We start from the raw sequence: 23485 nt of genomic DNA on the forward strand, positions 1-23485 counted from the left end.
GGCACATGCCGGCGCAGCCGCTTCGTGGAGGCGGCAAGCACGGCCCGCGAACCCGTCGCCTGCCCTGCCTGTCCCGCCCCCGATGCGCTAAGACGGAGCCAGCTTCTGCAAAACCGCAAACTATTTTTGAAGCGCCGTGTGGCGCTGTCTTGTCACGCGCGGCGCACCACGGCGCCGCGTGCACCGTGTCTTTGAACGGTCATGTTCGCGCGGGAAAAAACCGGCGCTTCGCTTCAGGCGAGGATGAGCAGGCCGCCGGGCAGCGCGCGCGCGCTCAGGTCGAAGTTGTGCTGGAGCTGCGCGAGCGCCGAGTCCAGCGCCTTGATGACGAAACGGCCGCTCACGCGGTTGTCCTGCACGCGCGTGTTCATCAGCACCACGCGGCCCGCGCGATAGCGGTTGATCTCGTCGATCACCTCGGCCAGCCGCGTGTTGTTGAACACCAGCTCGCCGCGTCGCCACGCCGCCGCATCGGCCACATCGACGCGGCCGATGCCGCTGAGCGCGGCGGCGTCGTACACCGCCTGCTGACCGGCCCCGAGTGCCTGCACGCCGGCCGGATGCTCCACCCGCACCGCGCCCTCGATGCAGGTCACGCAGACCTTGCCCGCGAGGTGCCGCACCTCGAAGCGCCCGGCCTCGGCCAGGCTGCGGCCCACGCCGGCCGCCACGCTGAACGCAGGGCTGCCCGCGCGCCGCCCTGATGGCATGTCGACGGCCGCTTCGCCCGCAAGCAGGTCGATGCCCACGGTGTTGCCATCCACCACCTGGCGGCGAATGCTGGTCTGCGTGTTCAGGGTGACGCCGACGCTGCCGGTCAGCGTCAGGGCCTGCTGCTCGCCCACCGCCGTGCGGACATCCGCGCTCCATTCGCCGGGCGAGTACAGCAGCCGCGCCGGCGGCTGGAACACAGCGACGCCGGCCACGGCGGCTGCCGTGCCCAGCGTCGCGCCCAGGAATGCACGGCGCTTCATCAGCCCCGGCCCCGCCAGCGTGCGCGCATGGAACTCGGCGGCCTGCGGGTTGGTGCGCAGCATTTCGCCCACCACAGGCTTCAGCGCAGTCCATCGCGCCTTCACTTCCCTAAAGGCTTCCTTGTGCGCCGGACTGGCGTTGAGCCAGCGGGTGAACGCCTGCGCGTCCCATGGCTTCACGTCCCCCGAGGAGAGCGTGCGCAGCCACACCCGCGCCTGCCTGTGCGGCAGGTCGGATGCGGCGTCACGGTCGTCGGGAGATTTCTGCATGTTCATCGGCTCGGTTCAGCGGGGTCCATGGGTCATGACGTTTTGACGCACCCCAAAACCGCAATCAATTTTTTTCATCGGCCATCCGCGTGTCGAGATATTCATGCGCGCGCCGGAGGTCCAGCTCCACCGTGCGCAGCGACACGCCCAACTGCCTGGCCACTTCTTTCTGCGCCATGCCCTCCCATCGCACCAGCACGATCACTTCGCGCTGGCGCTTGGGCAGGCGGTCGAGGTGCTTCATCAGCGCGCCGAGGTTCGAGCGCGCCTCGGCCACCTGCGCCGGCCCCGGCGCCGTGTCGGCCAGGTCGAGCAATGCGGCCACGTCGTCGTGCGGCAGGGACTGGCCGTGCCTGCGCTGGATGTCCACGGCCGCGTTGGCGGCCATGCGCATCAGGTACGCACGCGGGCTCTGTATGGGGCCTTCTTCATCTTCCCGGCTCTGCAGGCGCAGCCATGTGTCCTGCAGTGCGTCGCCCGCCAGGTCGGAGTTGCCGAGCACCCGCGTGAGGCGTCGCTTGAGCTCGCCGTAGCCTCGGGTCAGGTAGTCCAGCAGGACCGGCTGTGCCTTGTCCGACATGCTCAGGACACCGCAGCGTTGCGTGCCGCGCAAGCACTGCCGCGCTCGCTCGGCAGGATGAGCATCGTCATCGGCTGGAGCATTCCCGCAGGCGGGCGCGCGTCCATGCGCACACGGCCCAGGGCTTCGAGCATGGCGGTGTCGCGGCCTGTGTCGCCGGTCGATCCAAGCAGCTGGACCCGCTGAACGCTGCCGACCGCATCGACATGAAAGCGCAGCAAGGCGCGGTAGCGGCCCGGCGCCGTGCGGATGCCATCGCACAACGCCTGCCAGAGACGGGCCTGCACCAGGCCGGGATAGTCACCGGCACCAGCCCATGCGGCCGGGATGGAAGGCGCCGGCTGTTCGAGTACCTTCAATGCGAAAGCCTCGACCGGTCCGGTCCGGGTCCGCTCGGCCACCAGGCCGGTGCCTTCAAGGAGCATGGCCAGGGCCGCTTCGGGCGTGTAGCGGCCGCTAACGGCTGACGACACGCGCCCGGCAACGACTTCACTGCGGAACAGCGCGGCGCGCTCGGTGATCGACGCGTAGTGATTGAGCGCGGCCGCCAGAGGCTGCGCCGGGATGTCGAAGCTGAAGAACCGGCCAGTCATTTCCGGTGCGGGCGACTGATGCCGCGCGTCAGCGGAGATCGGCATGACCCCACCGTCTGCGGCCCACGCCGGGGCCACGAACATGCACACTGCCCACAGCACCACGCCGTGCCGGCTCAAAAGGAAGGCTGGCAGGCGCACCCGGAGCCACCCCCATCGCGATCCATCTGCCCGGCATCGCCATGAGCGGCATCGCTCCCGCAGCCACACCGAAGGGCGAATCGCAAAAGGCTGGATCGGCGTGGCAAAACTTGGGCACTGGTTGGAAGGCCGAGATGGTGGCAGTGCTGCGTGACCCCTTCGTTACACGTGGGGCGCGTGCGTGATGGTCCGGGGTGGAAGCCGGCGTTTGCGAAGGCCGGCTCGACGCCAGTCATGGCAGGCGCAGCAGACGCGTGTTCGAGGATCGAGACGGCCTCCAGGGCCTGTTCCGTGATGCTTCACCGTCGCGGATCGAACTGCTATAACCCGCGAGCGGCCAAGGGACGCCCATTCCGGGCAATCACCAAGGAGAAGAAACCATGGATATCTCGGTATTTACGGTAGCGATGCAAGACGCGGTGGGTCATCAGTTGCCCCGGCTTCTGGGAGCACTTGCCATCTTCGCGTTGGGGTGGTTGATTGCAGTGGCGGCGCGCGCCGCCATTCGCCGATTGTTGAATGCCACGCGCCTGAACGAGCGCATCAGCAGCAGCACGGGGTCCCGCGTCGACGCGGAGTCGCCGGTTGCCATCGTCGTGTTCTGGCTCGTGCTGCTGGCAGGCCTGGTTGCCGCCTTGGGCACGCTGGACCTTTCAACGCTGTCTTCTCCGCTGGCCACCATGCTGACCGACGTGCTGCGCTTCCTGCCGCGTGTCTTCGCAGCGGCCGTGCTGAGCCTGGTGGCCTGGGTGCTGGCCAGCCTGATCAAGCTGGGCGTGAACAAGGCATTGGACGCCACCAGCCTGGACGAAAAGCTGAGTGCCGAAGCCGGCATGGCCCCCATGGCCCAAAGCGTCGGCAACGTGATCTTCTGGCTCGTCATCCTGTTGTTCCTGCCGGCCATCCTCGGCGCCTTGCAGATGACGGGCCTGCTGGAGCCGGTGAAGAGCATGCTCGACAAGCTGCTGGCCATGGCGCCGAACATCCTCGCGGCCATCCTGATCGGCGTGATCGGCTGGGTGCTGGCCAAGGTGTTGCGGGGCCTTGTGACCAACCTGCTCGCCGCGGGCGGCATCGACAACATCAACAGCAAGATCGGCCTGGACGGCGGCTTTCGCCTCTCCAAGCTGGCGGGCACCGTCGTCTACATCCTGATCTTCGTGCCCTCGCTGATCAGCGCACTCGACGCGCTCAGGATCGAAGCCATCAGCGGCCCGGCGACGCGCATGCTTTCCCAGTTGCTGGAGGCGGTGCCGCACATCGTGGCGGCGGCAATCATCCTCACGCTGACCTGGTTCGTTGCGCGGTTCGCGAGCGAGCTGCTCAAGAAGCTGCTCGAGCAACTCGATGCGGACAGCCTCCCTGCCAAGATCGGATTGGGCCAGGCGCTCAGCGGCAGTTTTGCGCCTTCGCGACTGGCGTCGGGCTTGTTGATGTTCTTCGCCATGCTGTTCGCCGTGGTCGAGGCCGCCAACCAACTCGGGTTCGGCGAAATGCGCAGCATGCTCGGCACCTTCACGCGTTTCGGGGCCGACATCGTCCTGGGCAGCGTGATCATGCTGATCGGCTTCTGGCTTTCCAACGTCGCCTTCCAGGCGCTGAGCCGCGCGGAGAGTTCCTCCGGCCTTCTGGCCAACATCGCGCGCTTTGCCATCCTCGGGCTGGTGATTGCGATGGGCCTGCGTGCGATGGGCGTCGCCAACGAAATCGTCTTCCTGGCCTTTGGGCTGACGCTGGGCGCCGTCGCGGTGGCGGCGGCACTGGCTTTCGGCCTGGGTGGACGCGAAGCGGCCGGCAAGCTGCTGGACCACTGGGTGCAGAAGATCTCCGGGAAGTAGCAGGAAGAGCGAAAAGCGCAGCTGGCGGCCGGGTCTGCCGAGGAGCCATGGGGCCACGCAGGTGTGTCTTCGATCGTCGTTCTCTTGTCTGAAAGGTATAGCGCGATGAAAGTCAAAGTCCTCTGCTTCGGCGTCTCGCTGGACGGCTACGCTGCCGGCCCCAACCAGGATCTGCAAAACCCGCTCGGCGTCGGCGGGCCGGCGATCTTCGACTGGTTCTTTCCCACCCAAGTCTTCCAGCGGATGCACGGGGCATCGCAGACCGGCGAAACGGGTGTCGACAACCAGATCGCCGAGCGCGCCTTCGAGAACATCGGCGCGTGGATTCTGGGGCGCAACATGTTCGGCCCGGTGCGCGGCCCCTGGCCCGACGAAAGCTGGAAGGGCTGGTGGGGCGACGAGCCGCCCTATCACGTGCCCACCTTTGTCCTGACGCATCACGCGCGGCCCGTGCTGCACATGAAGGGCGGCACCGACTTTCATTTCGTCACGGACGGGATGGCGTCGGCGCTGGCGCAAGCGAAGGCGGCAGCGGGTGAGCGCGATATTCGCATCGGCGGCGGCGCGGCCACCGTGCGACAGTTCCTGCAGGCGCGCGTGGTCGACGAGCTTCACCTCGCCGTGCGGCCCGTGTTGATGGGGGCCGGCGAAAGCCTGTGGCACGGCCTGGACATGCGTGCATTGGGCTATGAGGTCGCCGAAGTGATACAGGGCGAGCGCGCCACGCATGTGATGGTGCGCAAGCAGGCGTAGGGCCTGTGTCGATAGAAAAGCCGTGTCGCGCCCGTTATCGGTCCGCCCAAGCATTCCTTGAACCGCAACTTGACCCGACTGCTTCTGGAATCAGAAGCACTTTCTCCTCGAACGCCACCTGAAGCTTCGGCTGATGACTGGAGAAGCGAAGCTGGCGGAGAGTGTGAGATTCGAACTCACGGACGCTTTCACGTCGGCAGTTTTCAAGACTGCTGGTTTAAACCACTCACCCAACTCTCCGGAGCCGACGATTCTAAGCCGCCGGCAAGACCTCAATCCTCATCGGGCAAGAACAGCGTCTGCAGGTCGCTCAGAAAATCCAGCCCGCGCTCGGTGGGCCACACGCGGAACAGGTCGCGCGCCAGGAGGCCCTTGCGCTCGGCCTCTTCCATGCCGCGCTGGATGGACGTCATCGCCAGCCCGGTGCGCTCGCTGAACTGCGGCAGCGTGAAGCCCGCCTTCAGTCTCAACGCATTGAGCATGAACTCGAACGGCAGGTCGGCCAGCGCCACTTCATCGCTTTGCGACACGGCCGCGCCGGCGCGCGCGTTCTCCATGTACAGGCGCGGCTCGCGATAGCGCACCTGCCGCACGATGCGGTGCGCAAAGCTCAGCTTGCTGTGCGCGCCCGCGCCAATGCCCAGGTAGTCGCCGAACTGCCAGTAGTTGAGGTTGTGCGCGCAGCCGTGGCCCTCGCGCGCATAGGCCGACACCTCGTAGCGCGACATGCCGTTGGCACCGGTGCGCTCGGTGATGCGGTCGAGCATCGCGTAGGCGATGTCGTCCTCGGGCAGCGTCGGCGGAAACTTCGCGAACCAGGTGTTGGGCTCGATGGTGAGGTGGTAGACCGAGATGTGCGGCGGCGCCAATGCCAGCGCCTGCGAGAGGTCGGCGTCAAGGTCTTCGAGCGTCTGGCCCGGCAGCGCATACATCAGGTCGAGGTTGAAGGTGTCGAAGGCGCTGGCGGCCTCTTCCAGCGCGGCGATGGCCTGGGCACGGTCGTGCACGCGGCCCAGTGCCTTCAGATGCTCGTCGTTGAAGCTCTGCACGCCCACCGACAGGCGCGTAACGCCTGCCGCGCGGTAGCCGCGAAAGCGGTTGCGCTCGAAGGTGCCGGGGTTGGCTTCGAGCGTGATCTCGCAATCGGGCGCGAGCTTCAGGCGCGCGCGCACGTCGCCCAGCAGGCGGTCGATGGCCTGCGGCGAGAACAGGCTCGGCGTGCCGCCGCCGATGAAGACCGTGTGGACGGTGCGGCCCCAGATGAGCGGCAACGCGGCATCGAGATCGGCCAGGAGCGCATCGATGTAGGCGGCCTCGGGAATGCCCTCTGCATCGGCGGCGCTGGTAGCGCGCCACTCGTGCGAGTTGAAGTCGCAGTACGGGCACTTGCGCAGGCACCACGGCAGGTGGATGTACAGCGACAGCGGCGGCAATGCAGACAGTTGCAACGGGCCGGGCCGCATCCAGTGCAGCACGTCGTTGGCCTGCGGCGCGCCCGAAGACTGCGCCGGCTGGATCGGGAAGATGGTGGCCATTACAGCCAGCGCTCGCGCATCAACGCCAGCATCGCCTGCGCGGCACGGCCACGGTGGCTGTTGGCGTTCTTGACCTCGGGCGGCAACTGGGCAAAGGTCTTGCCGAAGGCCGGCAGGTACATGACGGGGTCGAAGCCGAAGCCGTTGTCGCCGACGGGTGCCAGTGCGATCTCGCCGACCACGCGGCCGACGGCGATGAGCGGCTCGGGGTCGTCGTGGCTGCGCAGCGCAACCAGCGTGCTGACCAGCGCGGCGCGGCGGTTGACCACGCCGTCGAGCTGTTCGAGCAGAGCCTTCACGTTGTTGGCGTCGCCCTTGGCGTAGCCGAACTGCGTGGCGTAGAACGCAGTGTCGACACCCGGCAGGCCGCCAAAGGCATCGACGCACAGGCCGGCGTCATCGGCAATGGCCGGCAGGCCGGTAGCCGCGCTGGCATGGCGCGCCTTGGTCAGCGCGTTCTCTACAAAGGTACGGAAAGGTTCTTCAGCCTCGCCCACGCCCAGCGCCGATTGCGGCACCAGCGTGACGGCCAGCCCGGCAAACAGCTGCTGGAGTTCGGCGAGCTTGCCCGCATTGTTGGAAGCCAGAACCAGTTTCATAAGTCAAAGTGGCTGTGACGCACGTTCAGCGTGCGTCAGTAGCTATTAATTCGATAGCAATGCCTGCTGCTGCAGGATCACGAGGTCGCCGATGCCCTTTTCGGCCAGGCCGAGCAGAAGGTTCATTTCGTCGCGGGTGAAGGCCACGCCTTCGGCGGTGCCCTGTACTTCGACGAAGTGGCCGGCGCCGGTCATGACGACGTTCATGTCGGTATCGCAGGTCGAGTCTTCGGTGTACTCGAGGTCGAGCAGCGGCGTGCCGTCGACGATGCCCACCGAGATGGCGGCCACGTGGCCCTTGATGGGCGAGGCCTTGAGAGTGCCGGCGGCGATCAGCTTGTTGACCGCGTCCTGCGCGGCGACAAAGGCGCCGGTGATGGCGGCCGTGCGGGTGCCGCCGTCGGCCTGCAGCACGTCGCAGTCGAGGTGGATGGTGCGTTCGCCGAGCGCAGCCAGATCGAACACGGCGCGCATCGAACGGCCGATGAGGCGCTGGATTTCCTGCGTGCGGCCGGTCTGCTTGCCCTTGGCCGCCTCACGGCTGCTGCGGGTGTGGGTGGCGCGCGGCAGCATGCCGTATTCGGCCGTCACCCAGCCTTCGCCGCTGCCCTTCTTGTGCGGCGGCACCTTCTCTTCGACCGAGGCGGTGCACAGCACGCGGGTCTGGCCGAACTCGATGAGCACCGAGCCTTCGGCGTGGATGGTGAAACCGCGGGTGATGCGCACGGGGCGCAGCTGGTCGGCGGCACGGCCGCCGCTTCGTGTGAAAGCAGTCATTTTTTGGAAACTGGAAAGAAAAGAAAGAAAGGCGCGCTCAGGTCTTGCGCGCGGCCGAACGTCGGATGGCTTCGTTGATCTCGGCGATGGAGCGCTCGATGGCGTCTTCATCGAGGTCGTCGATCTCGCTGTCAGAGGGCATGCCGGCCTGGATGGTCGAGGCGAATACGCCGTCGGTGATGCTCTCGGTGGAAATGCCGTGGTCTTCGCCGGCGCTGTCGGGCATTTCCCATTCGAGCGCGATGAGGGTCACGTTGTCGCTGTGGGCGCCGCCCTTGCGCAGCGCCATTTCGGCGAGGTCGGGGGCCGCGTCGGACACCGGCTTGCCGGAGGAGAGCGTGTGCACGATCAGTGCGTCGTCGAGCACGCCCCAGACACCGTCGGAGCACAGCATGAGGCGGTCACCGCGCTGCAGTTGCAGCGGCGCCGAAATGTCGAACAGCGGCGTGGTCGGAGAGCCCAGGCAGGTCAGCAGCAGGTTGCGGTTGACCGGCGCGTCCGAGCCATGCGGCTTGGGACGCTCGGCATGCGAATGGTCGCGTGTGCGGGTCAGCAGGCGGCCGTCGCGCACGACATAAAGGCGCGAGTCGCCGCAATGCATCCACGTGGCGGTGGTGCCCTGGAGCACAGCCGCCACGACGGTGGTGCGCGGCGTGTCGAGCATGGCCTTGTGGCTGGCGTACCGCATGATCTGCTGGTGCGCGGCCATGGCCGATTCGGCCAGGAAGGCCTTCACGTCTTTCACGGTCGGGCGGGCTTCGCGCTGGTAGAGCGCGGCAATGGTCTGCAGCGCCAGTTGGGCCGCGACTTCACCTTCGGGGTGGCCACCCATGCCATCGGCCAGCACGAACAGGCCCGACTCCCGCGTGTAGCAATAGCCCATGCGGTCTTCGTTCTTGACACGGCCGCCCTTGCGGCTGACCTGGAAGACGGAAAATTTCATGTCGTCGTCATGCGGGGCGGGTTGTGGGCGCGACGGCCTTGGGCAGGCTCTTCTTGTCGAAGGAACGGATGTTGTCGATCGACAGGCGCACCTTCTCGCCGACCGTGAGCTTGGTGTAGCGGCGCTCGCCTTCGCGGCTCAGTTCCTTTTGCAACGCAAAGACCGATTGCGGGCGCGACAGCGGATCGAGCGACATGCACCACTCGACCACTTCGATCAGGTTGTCGGAGTACACGCCGCGCAGGCGCGACAGCGAAAGGCTGAGGCGGTCTTTCTCGATGCGCCGCGGCGCGTCGTTGGGCGGATAGCCCTGCATGCAGGCGTAGATGCAGGCGCCGATGGCGTAGATATCGGTCCAGGGGCCCATCGACGAATCGCGCCGGTACATCTCGGGGGCGGCGAAGCCGGGGGTGTACATCGGGCGGATGAAGATGCCTTCTTTGCTGAGCACTTCGCGCGCGGCGCCGAAATCGATCAGCACGGCGCGGTCGTCGTCGGTGACGAAGATGTTGGCCGGCTTGATGTCCAGGTGCAGCATCTTGTACTGGTGGACGATGCGCAGGCCGCGCAGGATTTCGTCGAACAGCGAACGGATGGTCGATTCGCGAAACACCTTCTGGCGCTTCAGGTCGCGCGCCGTGACCACGAAGTCCTGCAGGGTCGCGCCCTCCAGGTAGTTCATGACCATGTAGACGGTTTCGTTCTCGCGAAAGAAATTGAGCACGCTGACCACCGAGGCGTGCGATATCTGGGCGAGCGAACGACCTTCCTCGAAGAAGCTCTTGAGCCCCAGCCGGTAGAGGGAGAGTTTTTCGGGCGGAACCTGCGGATTCAGCTCGCCGGGCCCGCGGGTGGCCAGCGAAGATGGCAGGTATTCCTTGATGGCAACCTGCTGCCCGCTGGGGTCGATGGCGAGGTAGACGACACCAAAACCGCCTGCGGAAAGCCGGCGAACAACGCGGTAACCGCCAATGACCGTATCGGGCAACAGGGGCGAAGGCTTGACCTTTGACATAATCCGGGAGTTTCGCCCGAAGGCGATGGTGCGGCAAGCGAACGCCGTGCCGACGCCTCGGTGCATGCAAGCAAAACCACAGTGAGGCGCAATGCCAGTTTACAGCATGACCGGCTACGCCAGCGGCCAGAACGGGTCCGCAGGCAGCCACTCCGAAGCCGAAGCACGGCCTTCCGCCGCGGGCCGACTCGGGGTCGAAATCCGCTCGGTCAACAGCCGCTTCCTCGACCTGACTTTCAAGTTGCCGGAGGAACTGCGCCAGCATGAAACCGCGCTGCGCGAGTTGCTCACGGGCAAGCTCAAGCGCGGCAAGGTCGAAGTGCGCGCAGCCATCGAGAACACCGCCCAGGCGGGTGTCGTCGAGCCCTCCGTCAAGCTGCTCCAGCGGCTCAACGGCGTGCAGGACAGCATCAAGGCCTGGCTGCCCAGTGCCCGCGACCTCAGCGTGGCCGACGTGCTGCGCCTGGCCGGTGGCGACAGTGCCGCCCGCGGGGACTGGGGCGCCGACCTCGTCGAGGTCGCCGGCAAGGCGCTCGAAGGCCTGATGTCCGCCCGCCAGCGCGAAGGCGCCCGGCTGGCCAAGATGCTCGATGCGCATCTGGGCCAGTTGCGCACCCTGGTGCAACAGGCCGGGCCGCTCATCCCGCAGTTGGTCGAACAACAGCGCGCGCGCTTCCTGGAGCGCTGGCAGGAGGCCATGGGCCTGACCGCCGGCACGGGCGGCACGCTGCCCGAGGCGGCACAAGACCGCGCGCTGACCGAGGCCACGGCCTTCGCGATCCGCATCGACGTGGCCGAAGAGCTGACCCGCCTGAATTCGCACCTCGATGAGATCGAGCGGCTGCTCAAGAAGGGCGGCGAAATCGGCAAGCGCCTGGACTTCCTGATCCAGGAGCTGCACCGCGAGGCCAACACGCTGGGCTCCAAGTCGGCAGCCCTTGAGCTCACGCGGATCGGCGTGGACATGAAGGTCCTGATCGAGCAGATGCGCGAGCAGGTCCAGAACATCGAATGACGAGCGAAAGAATGGATTACCCCGGCAACATCTTCGTGGTCGCGGCGCCCAGCGGCGCCGGCAAATCGAGCTTGGTCAAGGCGCTCATGGAGCTCGACTCGGCCGTCCAACCCTCGGTTTCCCATACGACGCGGTCGCCGCGCGGACAGGAAAAGCACGGTCGCGAGTACTTTTTCGCCTCCCCTACCGAGTTCGACGCCCTGATCGCGGCGGATGGCTTCGTGGAATGGGCACACGTGCACGGCCACCGGTACGGCACCTCCAAGCGGGCCATCGAGGAGCGGATCGCCCAGGGGGCCGACGTGATCCTCGAAATTGATTTCCAGGGTGCACTGCAGATCCGCAAGACCTTTGCCAACGCGGTCATGATCTTCATCCTGCCACCCAGCTGGGAAGAACTGCGCTCCCGGCTCGAGCGGCGCGGCGAAGACAGCGCCTCGGTGATCGAATTGCGCCTGAAAAACGCGGCGGAAGAGATGGCCAGGGCGGGGGAATTCGACTTCGTTATAATCAACGAGTTATTTGAGCGCGCGCTTTTCGATCTCAAGGCGATCGTCCACGCTCAGCGGCTTCGGTATTCTGCACAGCGCCGTGCACGTGCCGACACTTTCGCCGCACTGAACATCCCCTGATTTTCCCGCTCACCGACCGAAAGACACTCATCATGGCCCGCATCACCGTCGAAGATTGCCTGCTGCAGATCCCGAACCGCTTCCAGCTCGTTCTGGCCGCCACCTACCGTGCGCGCATGCTGAGCCAAGGCCACGCGCCCAAGATCGAGAGCAAGAACAAGCCCGCCGTGACCGCCCTGCGCGAAATCGCCGAAGGCAAGATCGGCATCGAAATGCTCAAGAAGGTGCCGGGCTGATCTGACGCAGCCCTGCAACGAAAAGGCACCGCAAAGCGGTGCTTTTTTTATGTCTGGACGCGTCTATAGAGCGGTCACGCTAAAGTGGTAGCCATGAGCGCGGTCGCCAAACATCAGTCCCATGCCCCGACGGGCACGCCGAAGCCGAGTCCGGCGGCGCTGAACGCGGCCGCCGCAAGCTTTGCGGCATTGACGGCGCGCCTCGACTACCTGAGTCCCGAAGACACCGAACTGGTTCGCCGCGCCTACCGCTTCGCCGACGAAGCCCACCTGGGCCAGTTGCGCAACAGCGGCGAGCCGTACATCACCCACCCGATCGCCGTGGCGGCGCAATGCGCCGAATGGAAGCTCGATGCGCAGGCGCTGATGGCCGCGCTGCTCCACGACGCGATCGAAGATTGCGGCGTCACCAAACCCGAACTGATCGAGCGCTTCGGCGCACCGGTCGCCGAACTGGTCGACGGGCTCACCAAGCTCGACAAGCTGCAGTTCAACACCCGCGAAGAAAACCAGGCCGAGTCGTTCCGCAAGATGCTGCTGGCCATGGCGCGCGACGTGCGCGTCATCCTCGTCAAGCTGGCCGACCGTACGCACAACATGCGCACGCTGGCCGATGCGCCGCGTGAAAAATGGGCTCGCATTTCGCGCGAAACGCTCGAGATCTACGCCCCCATCGCGCACCGGCTCGGGCTGAACCAGACCTACCGCGAGTTGCAGGAGCTGTCGTTCCGGCACCTCAAGCCCTGGCGCTACGCCACGCTGTCCAAGGCCGTGGCCAAGGCGCGCGGGCGACGCCGCGACCTGATCCAGAAGGTGCAGAAAGAGGTCGAGACGGCCTTCTCGGCCGCCGGCATGACGCTGCGGATCGCGGGGCGCGAGAAAACGCTCTATTCCATCTACCGCAAGATGGAAGAAAAGCACCTGAGCTTTGCCCAGGTGACCGACATCTACGGCTTCCGCCTGATCGTGCCGAACGTGATCGCCTGCTACACCGGCCTGGGCATCCTTCACCAGATGTACAAGCCGCTGCCGGGCAAGTTCAAGGATCACATCGCCATCTCCAAGCTCAACGGCTACCAGTCGCTGCACACCACGCTGGTGGGCCCGGCCGGCGTGAGCGTCGAGTTCCAATTGCGGACCGAGGCGATGCACGTGGTGGCCGAATCCGGCGTGGCAGCGCACTGGCTCTACAAGGCCGCCGAGCCGAACGCGGCAAGCAACGACAGGCTGGGCACCAAGTGGCTGCAGTCGCTGCTCGACATCCAGGACGAAACACGCGACGCCGCCGAGTTCTGGGACCACGTCAAGGTCGACCTGTTTCCCGATGCGGTGTACGTCTTCACGCCCAAGAGCCAGATCATGGCGCTGCCGCGCGGCGCCACCGTGGTCGACTTCGCCTACGCGATCCACAGCAACATCGGCGACCACACCTCGGCCGCGCGCATCAACGGCGACCAGGTGCCGCTGCGCACCGAACTGAAGAACGGCGACGTGGTCGAAGTGATCACCGCACCGGTATCGACACCCAATCCGGCCTGGCTCGGGTTCGTGCGAACCGGCCGGGCGCGCTCAAAGATCCGCCACTACCTGAAGACCTTGGCGCATGCCGAATCCGAAGGCCTTGGCGAAAAACTGCTGGCACAGGCGCTGCGCGCCGAAGGCCTCGGCAAGCTGCCCGAGGAAGACGAAGAACATCAGTCGCTGTGGGAAAAGCTGCTGCGCTTCACCGGCAACCGCACCCGCTCCGAACTGCTGACCGACATCGGCCTGGGCAAGCGCATCGCAAGCATCGTCGCCAAGCGGCTGATGGCGCTGCTTTCCGAGCTGGGCGAACGGCCCGATGCGCTGCTGCTGAGCCGCGAGCGCTTCATCTCGCACGAAACCGTATCGCAAGGCGCGGTCACGCTCGATGGCAGCGAAAACTCATCGGTTCGTTTTGCGCTGTGCTGCCGCCCCATTCCCGGCGACCAGATCGTCGGCTACCTCGGACACGGCGAAGGCCTCGTTGTTCACACCGAGGATTGCGGCGTGGGCCAGCGCCTGCGCAACAAGGACAGCGAGCGCTTCTTCGCCGTCGAGTGGGCGGACGAACCCACGCGCGCCTTCGAGACCGGCGTGGTGATCACTGTGCGCAACGACAAGGGCGTGCTGGCGCGGGTCGCCGCCACGCTGGCCGACGCGGAAGCCGACATCACGCACGTGGAAATGGCGGACGAAACGCCGCAGGATTCGACCGACCTGCGCTTCGTGATTGCCGTGCGGGACCGCACGCATCTGGATGCCGTGTTGCGTGCCGCGCGGCGAACCGCGTCGGTGCTGACCGCGGCAAGGACGATTCCCGCCCCCTGAGCGAGCCGCGGCGCGCTATGCCGCAGCCGGACGTGGCGCTGGATAGCTCACCGAAAGAATCTCGACTTCGTGCGTGCCGCCGGGCGTCACCAGCTTCACCACATCGCCTTCACGCGACTTGAGCAGCGCCCGCGCGATCGGCGAAATCCAGCTGACTTGCGCCTTGGCGCTTTCGGCTTCGTCGATGCCGAGGATCGTGACGCTTCGCTCGTCGCCGGTCTCGTCCACATAGCGAACCGTGGCGCCGAAGAACACTTGGTCGCGGCCGTGATGCACCGACGGGTCGGTGATTTCGGCAATTTCAAGCCGCTTGGTGAGAAAGCGGATACGCCGGTCGATCTCTCGCAGGCGCTTCTTGCCGTAGAGGTAGTCGCCGTTCTCGGAGCGGTCGCCATTCTTGGCCGCCCAATGCACGGCCTCGACGACCTTGGGGCGCTCCTCGTCCATCAACTGCAGCAATTCGTCGCGCAGCCGGACGTAGCCTTCCGGGGTGATGTAGTTCTTGCTGCCCGCGGGCAATGCAGGCAAGGCGCCGCCATCTGCGCCGTCGTCGTCCCCGTCGTTGTCGGTTTCCTTGGTGAATGCCTTGCTCAACGCAGAACCCTCCAAATGAAAAAAGCCCGCAACTTTCGTTGCGGGCTTTCCTTGTAGTGGTGCGGCTGGCAGGAATTGAACCCACGACCCCTTGGTTCGTAGCCAAGTACTCTATCCAACTGAGCTACAGCCGCACAGCTTGCAATTATAGCCCGCTTTTTTCGACCTTCTTCAACCTGGCGGGTTGAATAGATGGGCGGGCACAAAAGAAAAATGCCCGAAGGACAAGTCCTTCGGGCATTTTCGTGAGGTGGTGCGGCTGGCAGGAATTGAACCCACGACCCCTTGGTTCGTAGCCAAGTACTCTATCCAACTGAGCTACAGCCGCTAAGCCTACGATTATAGCATCTTGCGCGCGACGGGCTGAAACAGTCACCGGCCGATGAAGGCGGCCACCCCGTCGCGAAACGCCTGGCTGCCATACACCTGCTCGATCAGGTCGTCGTCGTCCAGCCGCTGCTCGACGACGATGCGGCGGATGCTCTCCTTGACGGCCTTGTGCGTAACCGGCGACAACGCCATGAGCCGCTGTGCCAGCGCGTGGGCGGCGGCATCCAACTCGCCCGGGGCACATACCGCATGCACATAGCCGCAGCCCAGCGCTTCCTGTGCCGTCATGCAGTCGGCGAGCATCAGCATCCTTTTGACGCGCGGCACGCCCAGAGCGGCTTGCAGCCGCGCGATGTTTCGCGACGACAAGGTCGTTGGACAGCGTCTTCGCAATGGGCGCACCGAAACGCGATGCCTCGCTGCAGATCCGGAAATCGCAAGCCGTCGCCAGAGCAAGCCCCCCACCCACCGCCCACCCGTCAACTACCGCCACAGTAGGCACTGCGATGCGCTCGACCGCATCGATGACACGCTCCACGAAGGCCTCATAGGCGACACCGTCGCGGACCTCGCGAAAGTCCTTGTTGCGATTCCAGGTCGGTCACACGTTTCGATGCAGCGGCCACGGCCAGGTTCAGCCTGTCGGCGGCCCGCGAGATGCTGCCTTCCTCGGCGATGCACAGGACCAGTTGGACGGTGGTGGAGTCGAGCTTCATGCGGGGCATTCAATGGCACGGCGAGCGCATGCCGGGCTTCATGATGAGTCTGCCAGCCGTGTGATGCGGTGCGATACGGCGCTGGCAGGATGGGGCAAGGAAGCGGCCGAGCGTACACCGGCACCCGCAACGACCGAGCATCGCGTACCCCCACAACAATACGAAGAAGGTATAGAAATACATCTCGAATGAGTATTTCCAGATATGACGCCGCCTCCCTAGGATGCGCCCATAACTATCAGGAGACGAGACATATGAAGAGGATCACCACTCTGGTTCTGGTGTGGGCCGCCGCCCTTGAATGCAGCATGGGCACTGCGTTCGCACAAGGCGCGCCCTGGCCCCAGCGACCCATCAAGATCGTGACGCCGACGCCCGCCGGCGTGGGCTCCGACATCTTCGCGCGCAGCTATGCGGAGCAGCTCTCGCGGCTGCTGAAGGTGCCCGTGATCGTGGAGAACAAGCCGGGCGCGCTGGCGACCATCGGCACCGACGCGGTGGCCAAGGCAACGCCCGACGGCTACACCGTGCTGTTCTCGACGAGCAATCCCTTCACCATGACGCCGTTCCTGCTCTCCAAGCTTCCCTACAACCCGAAGGAAGACCTGGTGCCGGTGACGCAGGCGCTCAAAGGCGGCTCCTTCATCGTGGCGAACAACGCAGTGCCAGCACGCAACACGGACGAGCTGGTCGCGCTGGCCAGGCGCCAGCCGGGCCATGTGAGCTTCGCCTCCTATGGCTCTGGCAGCACCTCTCACCTGGGGTTCGAGCTGCTGCAGGAGGCCGCGTCCATCGAGATGCTGCACGTTCCCTACAAGCAGGGCGCCATGCCCGACGTGATCGGTGGACAGGTGATGCTGGGCTTCGAGCCCCCGATCTCGGCATTGCCCAACATCAAGGCGGGCCGGGTGAAGGCCCTGGCCTATACCGGCGGCCAGCGCAGCGCGGCACTGCCCGACGTGCCGACGGTTGCCGAGCGCTTTCCCGGTTTCGAAGTCTCGACCTGGCTGGGCTTCTGGGTGCCCGCGCGCACGCCCGACGCCATCGTCGAGCGCCTGAACCAGGCGATCAACACGGTCACGCGTTCGCCGCAGATGGCGCGGCAGATTGCCGATGCCGGCCTCGAGCCGATGTCGACGAACTCCAACGACACCCGCGCCATCATCGAACGCGAGGCCCAGACCATGGGCCGGCTGATCAAGGCCAAGGGCTTGCGCCTTGACTGACGGCGGGCTGCTCGCCCGCCACCGCCTTCCCGCTGCCGCCTGAGACAGCCGCGCGCCCTTGGCGCGCCCCCCACGCATTCCACTGCCGTCACGCATCCACGACCCTTGCACAGCGCAAGGGCCGCGGGACGGCGCACGCCATTTTTACAACCAGGAGACAAGAACCATGATCCGCCCCGCCCTCTTGATCGCCGCAGGCTGCATGGGCCTGCAAGGCCATGCGCTCGCACAGTCCACCGTGTCGGTCTTCGGCACGGTCGACCTCAACATCACCTCCGCGAAGTCCGGCAGCCGCTCGGTGACTTCCATGGACCAGGGTGGCAACATCTTCCCCAGCCGCCTGGGATTTCGCGGCACCGAGGACCTGGGCGGCGGCCTTGCCGCCGGCTTCTGGCTGGAGGCGGCGACACTGCCCGACACCGGCGAGTTCCAGGGCCTTGGCTGGCATCGGCGCTCCACGCTGAGCCTCTCGCACAACACCTTCGGCGAGCTTCGCCTGGGCCGCGACTACACGCCGAGCTTCTGGAACATTTCGCAGTTCTCTCCTTTCGGCACTGTGGGCGTCGGCGGCTCCAGCAACATCGTCGAGGGCTGGCCTTTCGGCCTGGGCGGCGCCAGGACACTGGCGCGCGCCAACAACTCGGTCGGCTATTTCCTGCCGCGCAACCTGGGCGGTGTGTATGGCCAGTTCATGGTTGCCATGCCGGAAGGCCAGAAGGGAATGAAGTACTACGGCGCGCGCCTGGGCTATGCATCGGGCCCGCTCGACATCGCAGCCAGCTACGGCCAGACACCCATCGAAGACCGGTACTACCGCAACGCGAGCCTCGGCGGCAGCTACGACTTCGGCCCCGCCAGGCTGTACGCGAACTACCTGATGCAGAAGGCCCCGCAGGACAAGCAGACCAACCTGCTGCTGGGCGTCAGCGTGCCGGTCGGCGCGGGCGTGATCAAGGCATCGGTCGCACGCTCGAACCGCTCGGGGCCAGGCGTGGACGCCGACGACGCAACCCAGTTGGCCATCGGCTATGTCCATTGGCTCAGCAAGCGCACCGCGCTCTATGGCACCTGGTCGAAGATCCGCAACCGGGGCAACGCCAGCTATGTGGTGACCGATGCGCTGAAAGATCCGGAGACGGGCGCGAACTCCCGCGGCCTCCAGATCGGGATCTCGCACAACTTCTGAAGCCGGCAAGGCCCGGCGATGCCGAGTGCCTCGCGCACCCGGCTTTCAGGAGAAATACGCGGGGTAGTCGGTGCCGTCGAGGCCGGGCACGACGGCCTTGCTCGGATCGTTGCCGTTGGCCTGCAGTTGGTCCGCCGCGTAGTCGGTCACGCAGCCGGCCAGCAGTTGGCGCGGGTCTTCGAGAATCACGCGCATGCGGGTGTTCAGGGCACGCCAGTCGTCGGGGCCGCCGATCGCCGGCATCTCGCTGACCTCGGTGGTGTCGGGCTGCAGCACGGGCCGGCCGCCGCGTCCGGGTGCGAAGCGCGGGTAGCCCTCGTACATCATCGGCCCCAGGTCGCTCATCGCCCGCGTGGCCCACCAGAGCTTGCGCATCGGCATCTCGTGCGCCGCCACGGCCTGCGTGTCGACGGGGTACGAGAAGGTCGGCGCCGGCGCATGCGGCGCGATGTACACGCGCTCCAGGGGGAGCGCATGGCGCGACGAGGCCAGGACCATCGAGCACACCGCGTTGGTGCTCCATGTCACGCCCGCCGTGGGCCGGCCCTGCTTGCCGACGATCAGCACCATCGCGTTCGGCCAATCGATGTCGTGGCGATCGAACCAGCCGATCACGCGGTGCCCGGTGTCCAGCCCGACGAGAAAGAAGGTCGCGATCATCACCTTGTTCATCGGCACCGTGGCGCCGGCTTCGCTGCCCGTGGCTTCGAGGCATTGCGTGCGCAGGTCCTCGGCGGTGAAGGTCTCGGGCGCGGCCAGCGCGCGCCGGATGCAGCGCTCGGTGAGTTCGCAGGCGTACTGCACCATGTTCGCGATGGCCACCTCGCGGCCGCGATAGGCCGGCACCGCGATCTCGTCGCGCCACAGGGCCACGCTGTTGGCCTCGCGCGCGGCCACCGTCACGGCCAGCAGGCGTTCGGCCTCGGAGCGCCACAGCGTGCCTTCAGGCTCGATCTCGCGCAGCCGCACCAGCGAAGCGAGCGCGGGGCCGAAGTGCGACACCGCCGCCAGCTCCTTGAAGCCGCGCGTCGTGAGCCGGTAGCCCTCGACCTCGGGCGGGCGCCCACGGCCGGGGAAGAGGAGGAAGTCCGCCGCGGTGGCAACGATCAGCGCGCCATCGGGCGCCGCCTCGGCCGTGGCGCGGGTCAGCTTCGCGCCGATGCTGTCGGCACTCGCGGTGTAGGTCTCGAACAGGCGGATGAACTCGGGGCTTTGAAAGTTCGGGTTCGTCATGGCCTGGCTCCTGCCTTCGCTTCGAGGCGATACACCTTGCTGGGCGTGCGAAAGCGGATGTCCGCGCCCAGGCTGTTGGCCACCACGAGGTAGCGCTGGCCGCCTTCGTCGAAGACACAGGCATCGGTGCCGCCGAAGGTCGGGAACTCGCGCTGCGGCACCAGTTGGCCGTCAACAAAACGGTAGCCCACCGAGGTCAGCGCAGTGATGGGTGCCTCGCGGCTGCCGAGCAGGAAGTTGATCTGGATCAGCTCGCCGCCGTTTGCATCTTCATGCCAGACGAACTCGCGGCCACCCGGCCCGCTGAGCGTCTGGTGCGCAACGAAGCGGTCGCCGTCCCATCGCAGCAGCACGGTGTCGTCATGCAGGCAGGCAAAGGCCAGCCACGCCTGGCCTTCGGCCTCGAAGAACTGGAAGGCGCGGCCGGTCTTGCCGTCGAGCAACTGGAAGTCTTCGAAGCGCTCACCACTCCAGCGCAGGATGCGCGACGGCGCCACGTGGTCTGCATACGCCAGGAAGCGCTGTCCGCCGATCTCGAAGAACGCGAAGTTGTAGCCCCACGCCGATTCGACTTGCTGGAACTCGGCGAAGCGCTCGCCGTTCCATTCATAGAGCACCGACTTCGAGGGATGGCGAGGCTGGCTGCCCTCCATCGTCACGCCCTGTGCGAGCGCCAGAAAGTGCCGCTTTCCGATGGCGAAGTGCTTCCACTGCTTGGCCGCGAAGGTCGGCACGCGCTGGAATTCGGTGAACGCGCCGCCCTTCAGCTCGAAGATGGTCGAGTGCACATTGAGTTCGTAGGGACCGGTGCCCGACTTCAGGCTCGCGGTGGCCAGGAAGGCACGGCCGTCGATCTCGAAGAACTCGGCGTCCTCGCCGCCCGGCACAGGCAGCCGCGCGTGCGGCACGAAGCCTTCGCCCTGCCAGCGGTAGACCAGTGCATCGATGTCGCTGTCGCCCACCGTGATCATCGCGGGCTGCCCCGGTACGTCGACGGCGAGTTGGGGAACCACGAGGTAGCGCGTACCGCCGTGAACGAAGGTTTCCGTGGCGCGCGCCCCGGAGGTGTCGAGGTCCTGGATGCTCTTCATGGGTGTGTCCCGTGTGTCGTGCATGCGCACCTTACTGCGAAAGCGGCGCAAAGCCGAACAGCCGCGCGGGGTTGTCCACGAGGATGCGCTGGCGGGCCCGCGCGTCGGGCACCCAGTGCGCGAGCAGGTTCAGCAGCTCGCCGGTGTCGCGCCCGCCCTCGGGAATGTGCGGCCAGTCGCTGCCCCAGATGGTGCGTGTGGGCAGCGCTTCGACGATCGCATGCGCGAGCGGGCGCAGCTTCTCGTAGTTGCCGTCCTTGGCCACGCGGTAAGGGCCCGAGAGCTTCATCCAGCCGCTCCCGTCGGCCAGCACCTTCAGCAACTGGTCGAAGTCTTGCCGCGTGAGGCCGTCGCTTTCGAGCATGTAGCCCATGTGGTCGATGACGAAGTCGGCCTCGATGTCGCCCAGGTAGGGAATCAGGTCGCGCACCACCCAGCCCGGTGTGTAGAACTGCAGATGCCAGCCGAGCGCTTTCGTCATGCGCACGCAGCGCTGGATGTACTGCACCAGCTCGGCGGTCGGCAGGCCCGAGCGCAGGAACAGGTCGAGCCGCAGCGCGCGCACGCCGCGGCGGTGCATGGCCTGCAGTGCGGCCTCGGTGATGGTCTCTTCGACCATCGCCACGCCGCGTGCACGCTCGCCCGCGCGGTCGAGCGCATCGAGCATGCAGCGGTTGTCGGTGCCATAGAAGCTGGGCTGCACGATCACGTAGCGGGACAGGCCCAGCGAGTCGCACATGGCATCGAGCTTGGTGAGCGGACCATCGGGCAAGGTGTAGTGCGGATGGTCCACGTGCGGGTAGCGGTCTTCGCTTTCGAACACATGCACATGGGCATCGCAGGCGCCCGCGGGCACGACGAAGGTGGGGCGCGCCAGCGTGTCGGCCGCGCGCATGGGTTTGGAGGTGAGGATCTGTGAACTCATGGTGTCGAAGAAAAGAAGATGAAAGAAATGAAAGAGAGCCCGATGAAGGCTCAGTCGAGCGAGATGCCGCCGGCGGCAATCAGCCGGCGGTTGCGCTCGAGTTCGGCGGCGATGGTGCGGTGCATCGCATCGCCGTCGGGTGCGACCGGCGCGAAGCCCTGCGCTTCGAGCGCCTTGCGTGTCTCGGGCCGGGCCAGCACCTCGCGCAGCGCCGTGGCAACCCGTTGCCGCGCAGCCGCCGGCACACCGGCCGGCAACACGATTCCGACCCAGGAGCGGTAGGTGTAGTTGCGCAGCGCGTTGATGCCGGTCTCCGCAAAGCTCGGCACCGCGGGCAACGCCGCCCAGCGGCTCGATGAGGTGGCGGCCAGCGCCCGCGCGCGCCCGTTCGCCACGAAGGGCACGATGGGCGAGGTGACGTAGGCCATCATGTCGACCTCGCCCGCAATCAATGCGTTCATCGCCTGCGCCTCGCCCTTGTAGGGCACGTGCCGCGCGGTGATGCCGAGCGTGCGCAGCAGCTCTTCCGTCTGCAGGTGCAGGCTGGTGCCGACGCCGAAGGAGGCATAGGTCAGCGCGCCGGGATGCGCCTTCGCATAGGCCACGAGCCCCGGCATGTCGGTCACGGGCAGGTCCGCGCGCACCGCGAGCACGCCGTCGTTGAAGGCGACGATGCCGAGCGGGTCGAAGTCCTTCAGCGGGTCATAGCCCGCCGCCTTGTCGACCACCGGATTGACCGATGCGATGGAGGGCGAAACCGCGATCAGCGTGCGGCCGTCGCGTGCGGCCCGCAGCGCCGCCTGCACGCCGATCTTGCCGGCCGCCCCGCCCTTGTTCTCGACCACGACCGCCTCGCCCAGCACGGAAGACAAGCCCTGCGCCACGACGCGCGCGACACGATCGATCGGGCCACCCGGCGGCGTCGGCACCACAAGGGTCGTCGCCCCTTGCGCGACCTGCGCGGGCACCGGGCCCGACAGGAGCACGCCGAGCAGCAGCACCAGCACGGCACCGGCGCGGCGCAGGGCTTCTTCAGCGCACGACCGCATCGCCGTTCTCCACACCGACCGAACTCAGCGCCTTCGCAACCCACTCGTGCATTGCGGCCAGCAGCAGGTCGGTGTCGATGCCGGTCATGAGGAACGGCGCCGCACCGCGGTGCACCAGTTCGGCCGAGTAGGCCGCATCGGCGATGCCGCCGATGGCGAGCGGCTTGCCCACGCGCAGGCAGGCGGTCAATGCGGCGTCGTGCGCCGCGCGCACCCGTGGATGCCTGAAGTCGCCGGCCACGCCCAGTTCGGCGCTCAGGTCGTTGGTGCCGATGCCCACGATGTCGATGCCCGGCACGGCGGCGATGCCTTCGATGTTCTCGATGCCGAGCGGACTTTCGATCAGCACCTTCAGCGCCGTGGCCCGGTTCATGGCCGCGTTGAAGTCCGGCGCGCTCATCTTGCGATAACCCACGTGCGGCAGCGTGCCGATGGCCGAGCGATGGCCCAGCGGCGGAAAACGGCAGGCGGCCACCAGGTCTTCGGCCTGCGCCACGGTCTCGATGCGCGGCGCGATGATGCCGCCCGCGCCGCCGTCGAGCAGCCGGCCGATCACGCCGTACTCGCGCTCGGGCACGCGCACGAAGGGCATCAGGCCGATGTCGAGCGCGGCGGCGCAGATCTGCGCGGCCGCGTCGATGGCGATGCTGCTGTGCTCCAGGTCCACCCAGATCGCATGGTGGCCGCTGGCCTTGGCGATGCGCGCGATGTCCGGCGTGCGCGAGCAGCGGACGCCGAGCGCGGCCACTGGCAGGCGCTGCAGCAGGCGGCTCACGACGAGGTTGGTGGATGCGGCCGAAGCCGTGTCTTGCGCCATGCGGGTCTTCCTTGTCTCTTGTTGTGCAGGTGTAGGCGGATGCTAGAGAATGACCCTCATATCCGGAA

General features: G+C 66.5%; 22 protein-coding genes, 3 tRNA genes and 2 pseudogenes. 8 read left to right on the forward strand and 19 right to left on the reverse strand.

Features of this window, described 5'->3' with window-relative positions; genetic code table 11:
• Positions 1 to 233: 233 nt before the first annotated feature.
• The 3 genes from ACSFB7_RS31985 to ACSFB7_RS31995 form a co-directional block, all read right to left on the reverse strand.
• Positions 234 to 1244 carry a FecR family protein gene (locus tag ACSFB7_RS31985; RefSeq protein ID WP_435476367.1) on the reverse strand — a complete coding sequence of 337 codons (1011 nt, stop codon included), beginning with the start codon at positions 1242 to 1244 and terminating at the stop codon, positions 234 to 236.
• 64 nt (positions 1245 to 1308) lie between these two features.
• The gene (locus ACSFB7_RS31990; protein WP_062472341.1) at positions 1309 to 1824 is read right to left on the reverse strand and encodes an RNA polymerase sigma factor; all 516 of its coding nucleotides are present in this window, start codon (positions 1822 to 1824) and stop codon (positions 1309 to 1311) included.
• Between the two features lie 2 nt (positions 1825 to 1826).
• Positions 1827 to 2462: a TonB family protein gene (locus ACSFB7_RS31995; protein ID WP_435476368.1), complete on the reverse strand. Its 636-nt coding sequence runs from the start codon at positions 2460 to 2462 to the stop codon at positions 1827 to 1829.
• A gap of 476 nt (positions 2463 to 2938) precedes the next feature.
• On the opposite strand from ACSFB7_RS31995, the gene ACSFB7_RS32000 reads away from it, so the two are divergent.
• The gene (locus ACSFB7_RS32000) at positions 2939 to 4396 is read left to right on the forward strand and encodes a mechanosensitive ion channel (RefSeq protein ID WP_435476369.1); all 1458 of its coding nucleotides are present in this window, start codon (positions 2939 to 2941) and stop codon (positions 4394 to 4396) included.
• A 105-nt stretch (positions 4397 to 4501) separates the two neighbouring features.
• Positions 4502 to 5149, forward strand: a complete 648-nt coding sequence (locus ACSFB7_RS32005) for a dihydrofolate reductase family protein (protein WP_435476370.1) — start codon at positions 4502 to 4504, stop codon at positions 5147 to 5149.
• Between the two features lie 152 nt (positions 5150 to 5301).
• Here ACSFB7_RS32005 and ACSFB7_RS32010 read toward each other — a convergent pair.
• From ACSFB7_RS32010 to ACSFB7_RS32035, 6 genes are all read right to left on the reverse strand, one after another.
• Positions 5302 to 5389: transfer RNA gene (locus ACSFB7_RS32010), tRNA-Ser, on the reverse strand.
• 32 nt (positions 5390 to 5421) lie between these two features.
• On the reverse strand, positions 5422 to 6684 hold the full coding sequence (gene hemW / locus ACSFB7_RS32015; protein ID WP_435476371.1) for a radical SAM family heme chaperone HemW: 1263 nt from the start codon (positions 6682 to 6684) through the stop codon (positions 5422 to 5424).
• Positions 6684 to 7283, reverse strand: a complete 600-nt coding sequence (locus ACSFB7_RS32020) for a non-canonical purine NTP pyrophosphatase (RefSeq protein ID WP_435476372.1) — start codon at positions 7281 to 7283, stop codon at positions 6684 to 6686. The genes hemW and ACSFB7_RS32020 overlap by 1 nt, the downstream gene beginning before the upstream one ends.
• A gap of 45 nt (positions 7284 to 7328) precedes the next feature.
• Positions 7329 to 8060, reverse strand: a complete 732-nt coding sequence (gene rph / locus ACSFB7_RS32025) for a ribonuclease PH (protein WP_187112043.1) — start codon at positions 8058 to 8060, stop codon at positions 7329 to 7331.
• A gap of 37 nt (positions 8061 to 8097) precedes the next feature.
• Entirely contained in the window at positions 8098 to 9003 is a 906-nt protein-coding gene (locus tag ACSFB7_RS32030; RefSeq protein ID WP_435476373.1) for a PP2C family protein-serine/threonine phosphatase, read from the reverse strand.
• Between the two features lie 7 nt (positions 9004 to 9010).
• Positions 9011 to 10018 carry a serine/threonine protein kinase gene (locus tag ACSFB7_RS32035; protein ID WP_187112045.1) on the reverse strand — a complete coding sequence of 336 codons (1008 nt, stop codon included), beginning with the start codon at positions 10016 to 10018 and terminating at the stop codon, positions 9011 to 9013.
• Between the two features lie 91 nt (positions 10019 to 10109).
• On the opposite strand from ACSFB7_RS32035, the gene ACSFB7_RS32040 reads away from it, so the two are divergent.
• The 4 genes from ACSFB7_RS32040 (at position 10110) to ACSFB7_RS32055 (ending at position 14250) form a co-directional block, all read left to right on the forward strand.
• Positions 10110 to 11033, forward strand: a complete 924-nt coding sequence (locus tag ACSFB7_RS32040; RefSeq protein WP_435476374.1) for a YicC/YloC family endoribonuclease — start codon at positions 10110 to 10112, stop codon at positions 11031 to 11033.
• 11 nt (positions 11034 to 11044) lie between these two features.
• Positions 11045 to 11665 (forward strand): guanylate kinase, encoded by a 621-nt coding sequence (gene gmk / locus ACSFB7_RS32045; RefSeq protein WP_093059689.1) that lies wholly within the window; start codon positions 11045 to 11047, stop codon positions 11663 to 11665.
• A 32-nt stretch (positions 11666 to 11697) separates the two neighbouring features.
• Complete coding sequence (gene rpoZ, locus ACSFB7_RS32050) at positions 11698 to 11901, forward strand: DNA-directed RNA polymerase subunit omega (protein WP_021009011.1); 204 nt, start codon at positions 11698 to 11700, stop codon at positions 11899 to 11901.
• A gap of 93 nt (positions 11902 to 11994) precedes the next feature.
• On the forward strand, positions 11995 to 14250 hold the full coding sequence (locus tag ACSFB7_RS32055) for a RelA/SpoT family protein (protein WP_435476375.1): 2256 nt from the start codon (positions 11995 to 11997) through the stop codon (positions 14248 to 14250).
• Between the two features lie 15 nt (positions 14251 to 14265).
• Here ACSFB7_RS32055 and greB read toward each other — a convergent pair whose 3' ends face one another.
• The 5 genes and pseudogenes from greB to ACSFB7_RS32080 form a co-directional block, all read right to left on the reverse strand.
• A complete protein-coding gene (gene greB / locus ACSFB7_RS32060) occupies positions 14266 to 14844 on the reverse strand; it encodes a transcription elongation factor GreB (protein WP_435476376.1) in 579 nt (192 codons plus the stop codon).
• A gap of 57 nt (positions 14845 to 14901) precedes the next feature.
• Positions 14902 to 14978 (reverse strand) — tRNA-Arg (locus tag ACSFB7_RS32065).
• Positions 14979 to 15095: 117 nt separating this feature from the next.
• A tRNA-Arg gene (locus ACSFB7_RS32070) sits at positions 15096 to 15172 on the reverse strand.
• Between the two features lie 44 nt (positions 15173 to 15216).
• Positions 15217 to 15757, reverse strand: a pseudogene (locus ACSFB7_RS32075) (enoyl-CoA hydratase-related protein); the annotation flags it as partial.
• Positions 15753 to 15890: pseudogene (locus ACSFB7_RS32080) on the reverse strand (helix-turn-helix domain-containing protein); the annotation flags it as partial. The pseudogenes ACSFB7_RS32075 and ACSFB7_RS32080, both read right to left, overlap by 5 nt.
• A gap of 254 nt (positions 15891 to 16144) precedes the next feature.
• Between ACSFB7_RS32080 and ACSFB7_RS32085 the strand changes: the two are divergent.
• Together ACSFB7_RS32085 and ACSFB7_RS32090 are read left to right on the forward strand one after the other, a co-directional pair.
• Positions 16145 to 17116, forward strand: a complete 972-nt coding sequence (locus tag ACSFB7_RS32085) for a Bug family tripartite tricarboxylate transporter substrate binding protein (protein ID WP_435476377.1) — start codon at positions 16145 to 16147, stop codon at positions 17114 to 17116.
• Between the two features lie 166 nt (positions 17117 to 17282).
• Positions 17283 to 18302, forward strand: coding sequence for a porin (locus ACSFB7_RS32090; protein ID WP_435476378.1), 1020 nt, complete (start codon positions 17283 to 17285; stop codon positions 18300 to 18302).
• Positions 18303 to 18347: 45 nt separating this feature from the next.
• Here ACSFB7_RS32090 and ACSFB7_RS32095 read toward each other — a convergent pair whose 3' ends face one another.
• Genes ACSFB7_RS32095 through ACSFB7_RS32115 form a run of 5 tightly spaced genes read right to left on the reverse strand, consistent with a single transcriptional unit; the run spans position 18348 to position 23417 of the window.
• Entirely contained in the window at positions 18348 to 19535 is a 1188-nt protein-coding gene (locus ACSFB7_RS32095) for a DUF5624 domain-containing protein (RefSeq protein ID WP_435476379.1), read from the reverse strand.
• A complete protein-coding gene (locus ACSFB7_RS32100; RefSeq protein ID WP_435476380.1) occupies positions 19532 to 20626 on the reverse strand; it encodes a hypothetical protein in 1095 nt (364 codons plus the stop codon). Before ACSFB7_RS32100 ends, ACSFB7_RS32095 begins: the two co-directional genes overlap by 4 nt.
• Positions 20627 to 20657: 31 nt before the next feature.
• Positions 20658 to 21551, reverse strand: a complete 894-nt coding sequence (locus tag ACSFB7_RS32105; RefSeq protein WP_435476381.1) for an amidohydrolase family protein — start codon at positions 21549 to 21551, stop codon at positions 20658 to 20660.
• Between the two features lie 50 nt (positions 21552 to 21601).
• Positions 21602 to 22600: a Bug family tripartite tricarboxylate transporter substrate binding protein gene (locus tag ACSFB7_RS32110; protein WP_435476382.1), complete on the reverse strand. Its 999-nt coding sequence runs from the start codon at positions 22598 to 22600 to the stop codon at positions 21602 to 21604.
• Positions 22584 to 23417, reverse strand: coding sequence for an HpcH/HpaI aldolase family protein (locus ACSFB7_RS32115; protein WP_435476383.1), 834 nt, complete (start codon positions 23415 to 23417; stop codon positions 22584 to 22586). The genes ACSFB7_RS32110 and ACSFB7_RS32115 overlap by 17 nt, the downstream gene beginning before the upstream one ends.
• Positions 23418 to 23485: the final 68 nt, after the last annotated feature.

Origin of the sequence: Variovorax raffinosi (genome assembly GCF_051216615.1) — a bacterium.
GTDB lineage: Bacteria > Pseudomonadota > Gammaproteobacteria > Burkholderiales > Burkholderiaceae_C > Variovorax.

What these genes read in the sequence shown, in the direction of transcription:
- ACSFB7_RS32020 (WP_435476372.1), bottom strand. Translation starts at nt 7,283, where the DNA reads ATGAAACTGGTTCTGGCTTCCAACAATGCGGGCAAGCTCGCCGAACTC.
- ACSFB7_RS32115 (WP_435476383.1), bottom strand. Translation starts at nt 23,417, where the DNA reads ATGGCGCAAGACACGGCTTCGGCCGCATCCACCAACCTCGTCGTGAGC.
- hemW (WP_435476371.1), bottom strand. Translation starts at nt 6,684, where the DNA reads ATGGCCACCATCTTCCCGATCCAGCCGGCGCAGTCTTCGGGCGCGCCG.
- ACSFB7_RS32095 (WP_435476379.1), bottom strand. Translation starts at nt 19,535, where the DNA reads ATGACGAACCCGAACTTTCAAAGCCCCGAGTTCATCCGCCTGTTCGAG.
- ACSFB7_RS32055 (WP_435476375.1), top strand. Translation starts at nt 11,995, where the DNA reads ATGAGCGCGGTCGCCAAACATCAGTCCCATGCCCCGACGGGCACGCCG.
- ACSFB7_RS32005 (WP_435476370.1), top strand. Translation starts at nt 4,502, where the DNA reads ATGAAAGTCAAAGTCCTCTGCTTCGGCGTCTCGCTGGACGGCTACGCT.
- ACSFB7_RS31985 (WP_435476367.1), bottom strand. Translation starts at nt 1,244, where the DNA reads ATGCAGAAATCTCCCGACGACCGTGACGCCGCATCCGACCTGCCGCAC.
- ACSFB7_RS32110 (WP_435476382.1), bottom strand. Translation starts at nt 22,600, where the DNA reads ATGCGGTCGTGCGCTGAAGAAGCCCTGCGCCGCGCCGGTGCCGTGCTG.
- ACSFB7_RS32085 (WP_435476377.1), top strand. Translation starts at nt 16,145, where the DNA reads ATGAAGAGGATCACCACTCTGGTTCTGGTGTGGGCCGCCGCCCTTGAA.
- ACSFB7_RS32040 (WP_435476374.1), top strand. Translation starts at nt 10,110, where the DNA reads ATGCCAGTTTACAGCATGACCGGCTACGCCAGCGGCCAGAACGGGTCC.
- ACSFB7_RS31990 (WP_062472341.1), bottom strand. Translation starts at nt 1,824, where the DNA reads ATGTCGGACAAGGCACAGCCGGTCCTGCTGGACTACCTGACCCGAGGC.
- ACSFB7_RS32000 (WP_435476369.1), top strand. Translation starts at nt 2,939, where the DNA reads ATGGATATCTCGGTATTTACGGTAGCGATGCAAGACGCGGTGGGTCAT.
- ACSFB7_RS32105 (WP_435476381.1), bottom strand. Translation starts at nt 21,551, where the DNA reads ATGAGTTCACAGATCCTCACCTCCAAACCCATGCGCGCGGCCGACACG.
- ACSFB7_RS32100 (WP_435476380.1), bottom strand. Translation starts at nt 20,626, where the DNA reads ATGAAGAGCATCCAGGACCTCGACACCTCCGGGGCGCGCGCCACGGAA.
- ACSFB7_RS31995 (WP_435476368.1), bottom strand. Translation starts at nt 2,462, where the DNA reads ATGCCGATCTCCGCTGACGCGCGGCATCAGTCGCCCGCACCGGAAATG.
- ACSFB7_RS32090 (WP_435476378.1), top strand. Translation starts at nt 17,283, where the DNA reads ATGATCCGCCCCGCCCTCTTGATCGCCGCAGGCTGCATGGGCCTGCAA.
- ACSFB7_RS32035 (WP_187112045.1), bottom strand. Translation starts at nt 10,018, where the DNA reads ATGTCAAAGGTCAAGCCTTCGCCCCTGTTGCCCGATACGGTCATTGGC.
- rpoZ (WP_021009011.1), top strand. Translation starts at nt 11,698, where the DNA reads ATGGCCCGCATCACCGTCGAAGATTGCCTGCTGCAGATCCCGAACCGC.
- ACSFB7_RS32030 (WP_435476373.1), bottom strand. Translation starts at nt 9,003, where the DNA reads ATGAAATTTTCCGTCTTCCAGGTCAGCCGCAAGGGCGGCCGTGTCAAG.
- rph (WP_187112043.1), bottom strand. Translation starts at nt 8,060, where the DNA reads ATGACTGCTTTCACACGAAGCGGCGGCCGTGCCGCCGACCAGCTGCGC.
- gmk (WP_093059689.1), top strand. Translation starts at nt 11,045, where the DNA reads ATGGATTACCCCGGCAACATCTTCGTGGTCGCGGCGCCCAGCGGCGCC.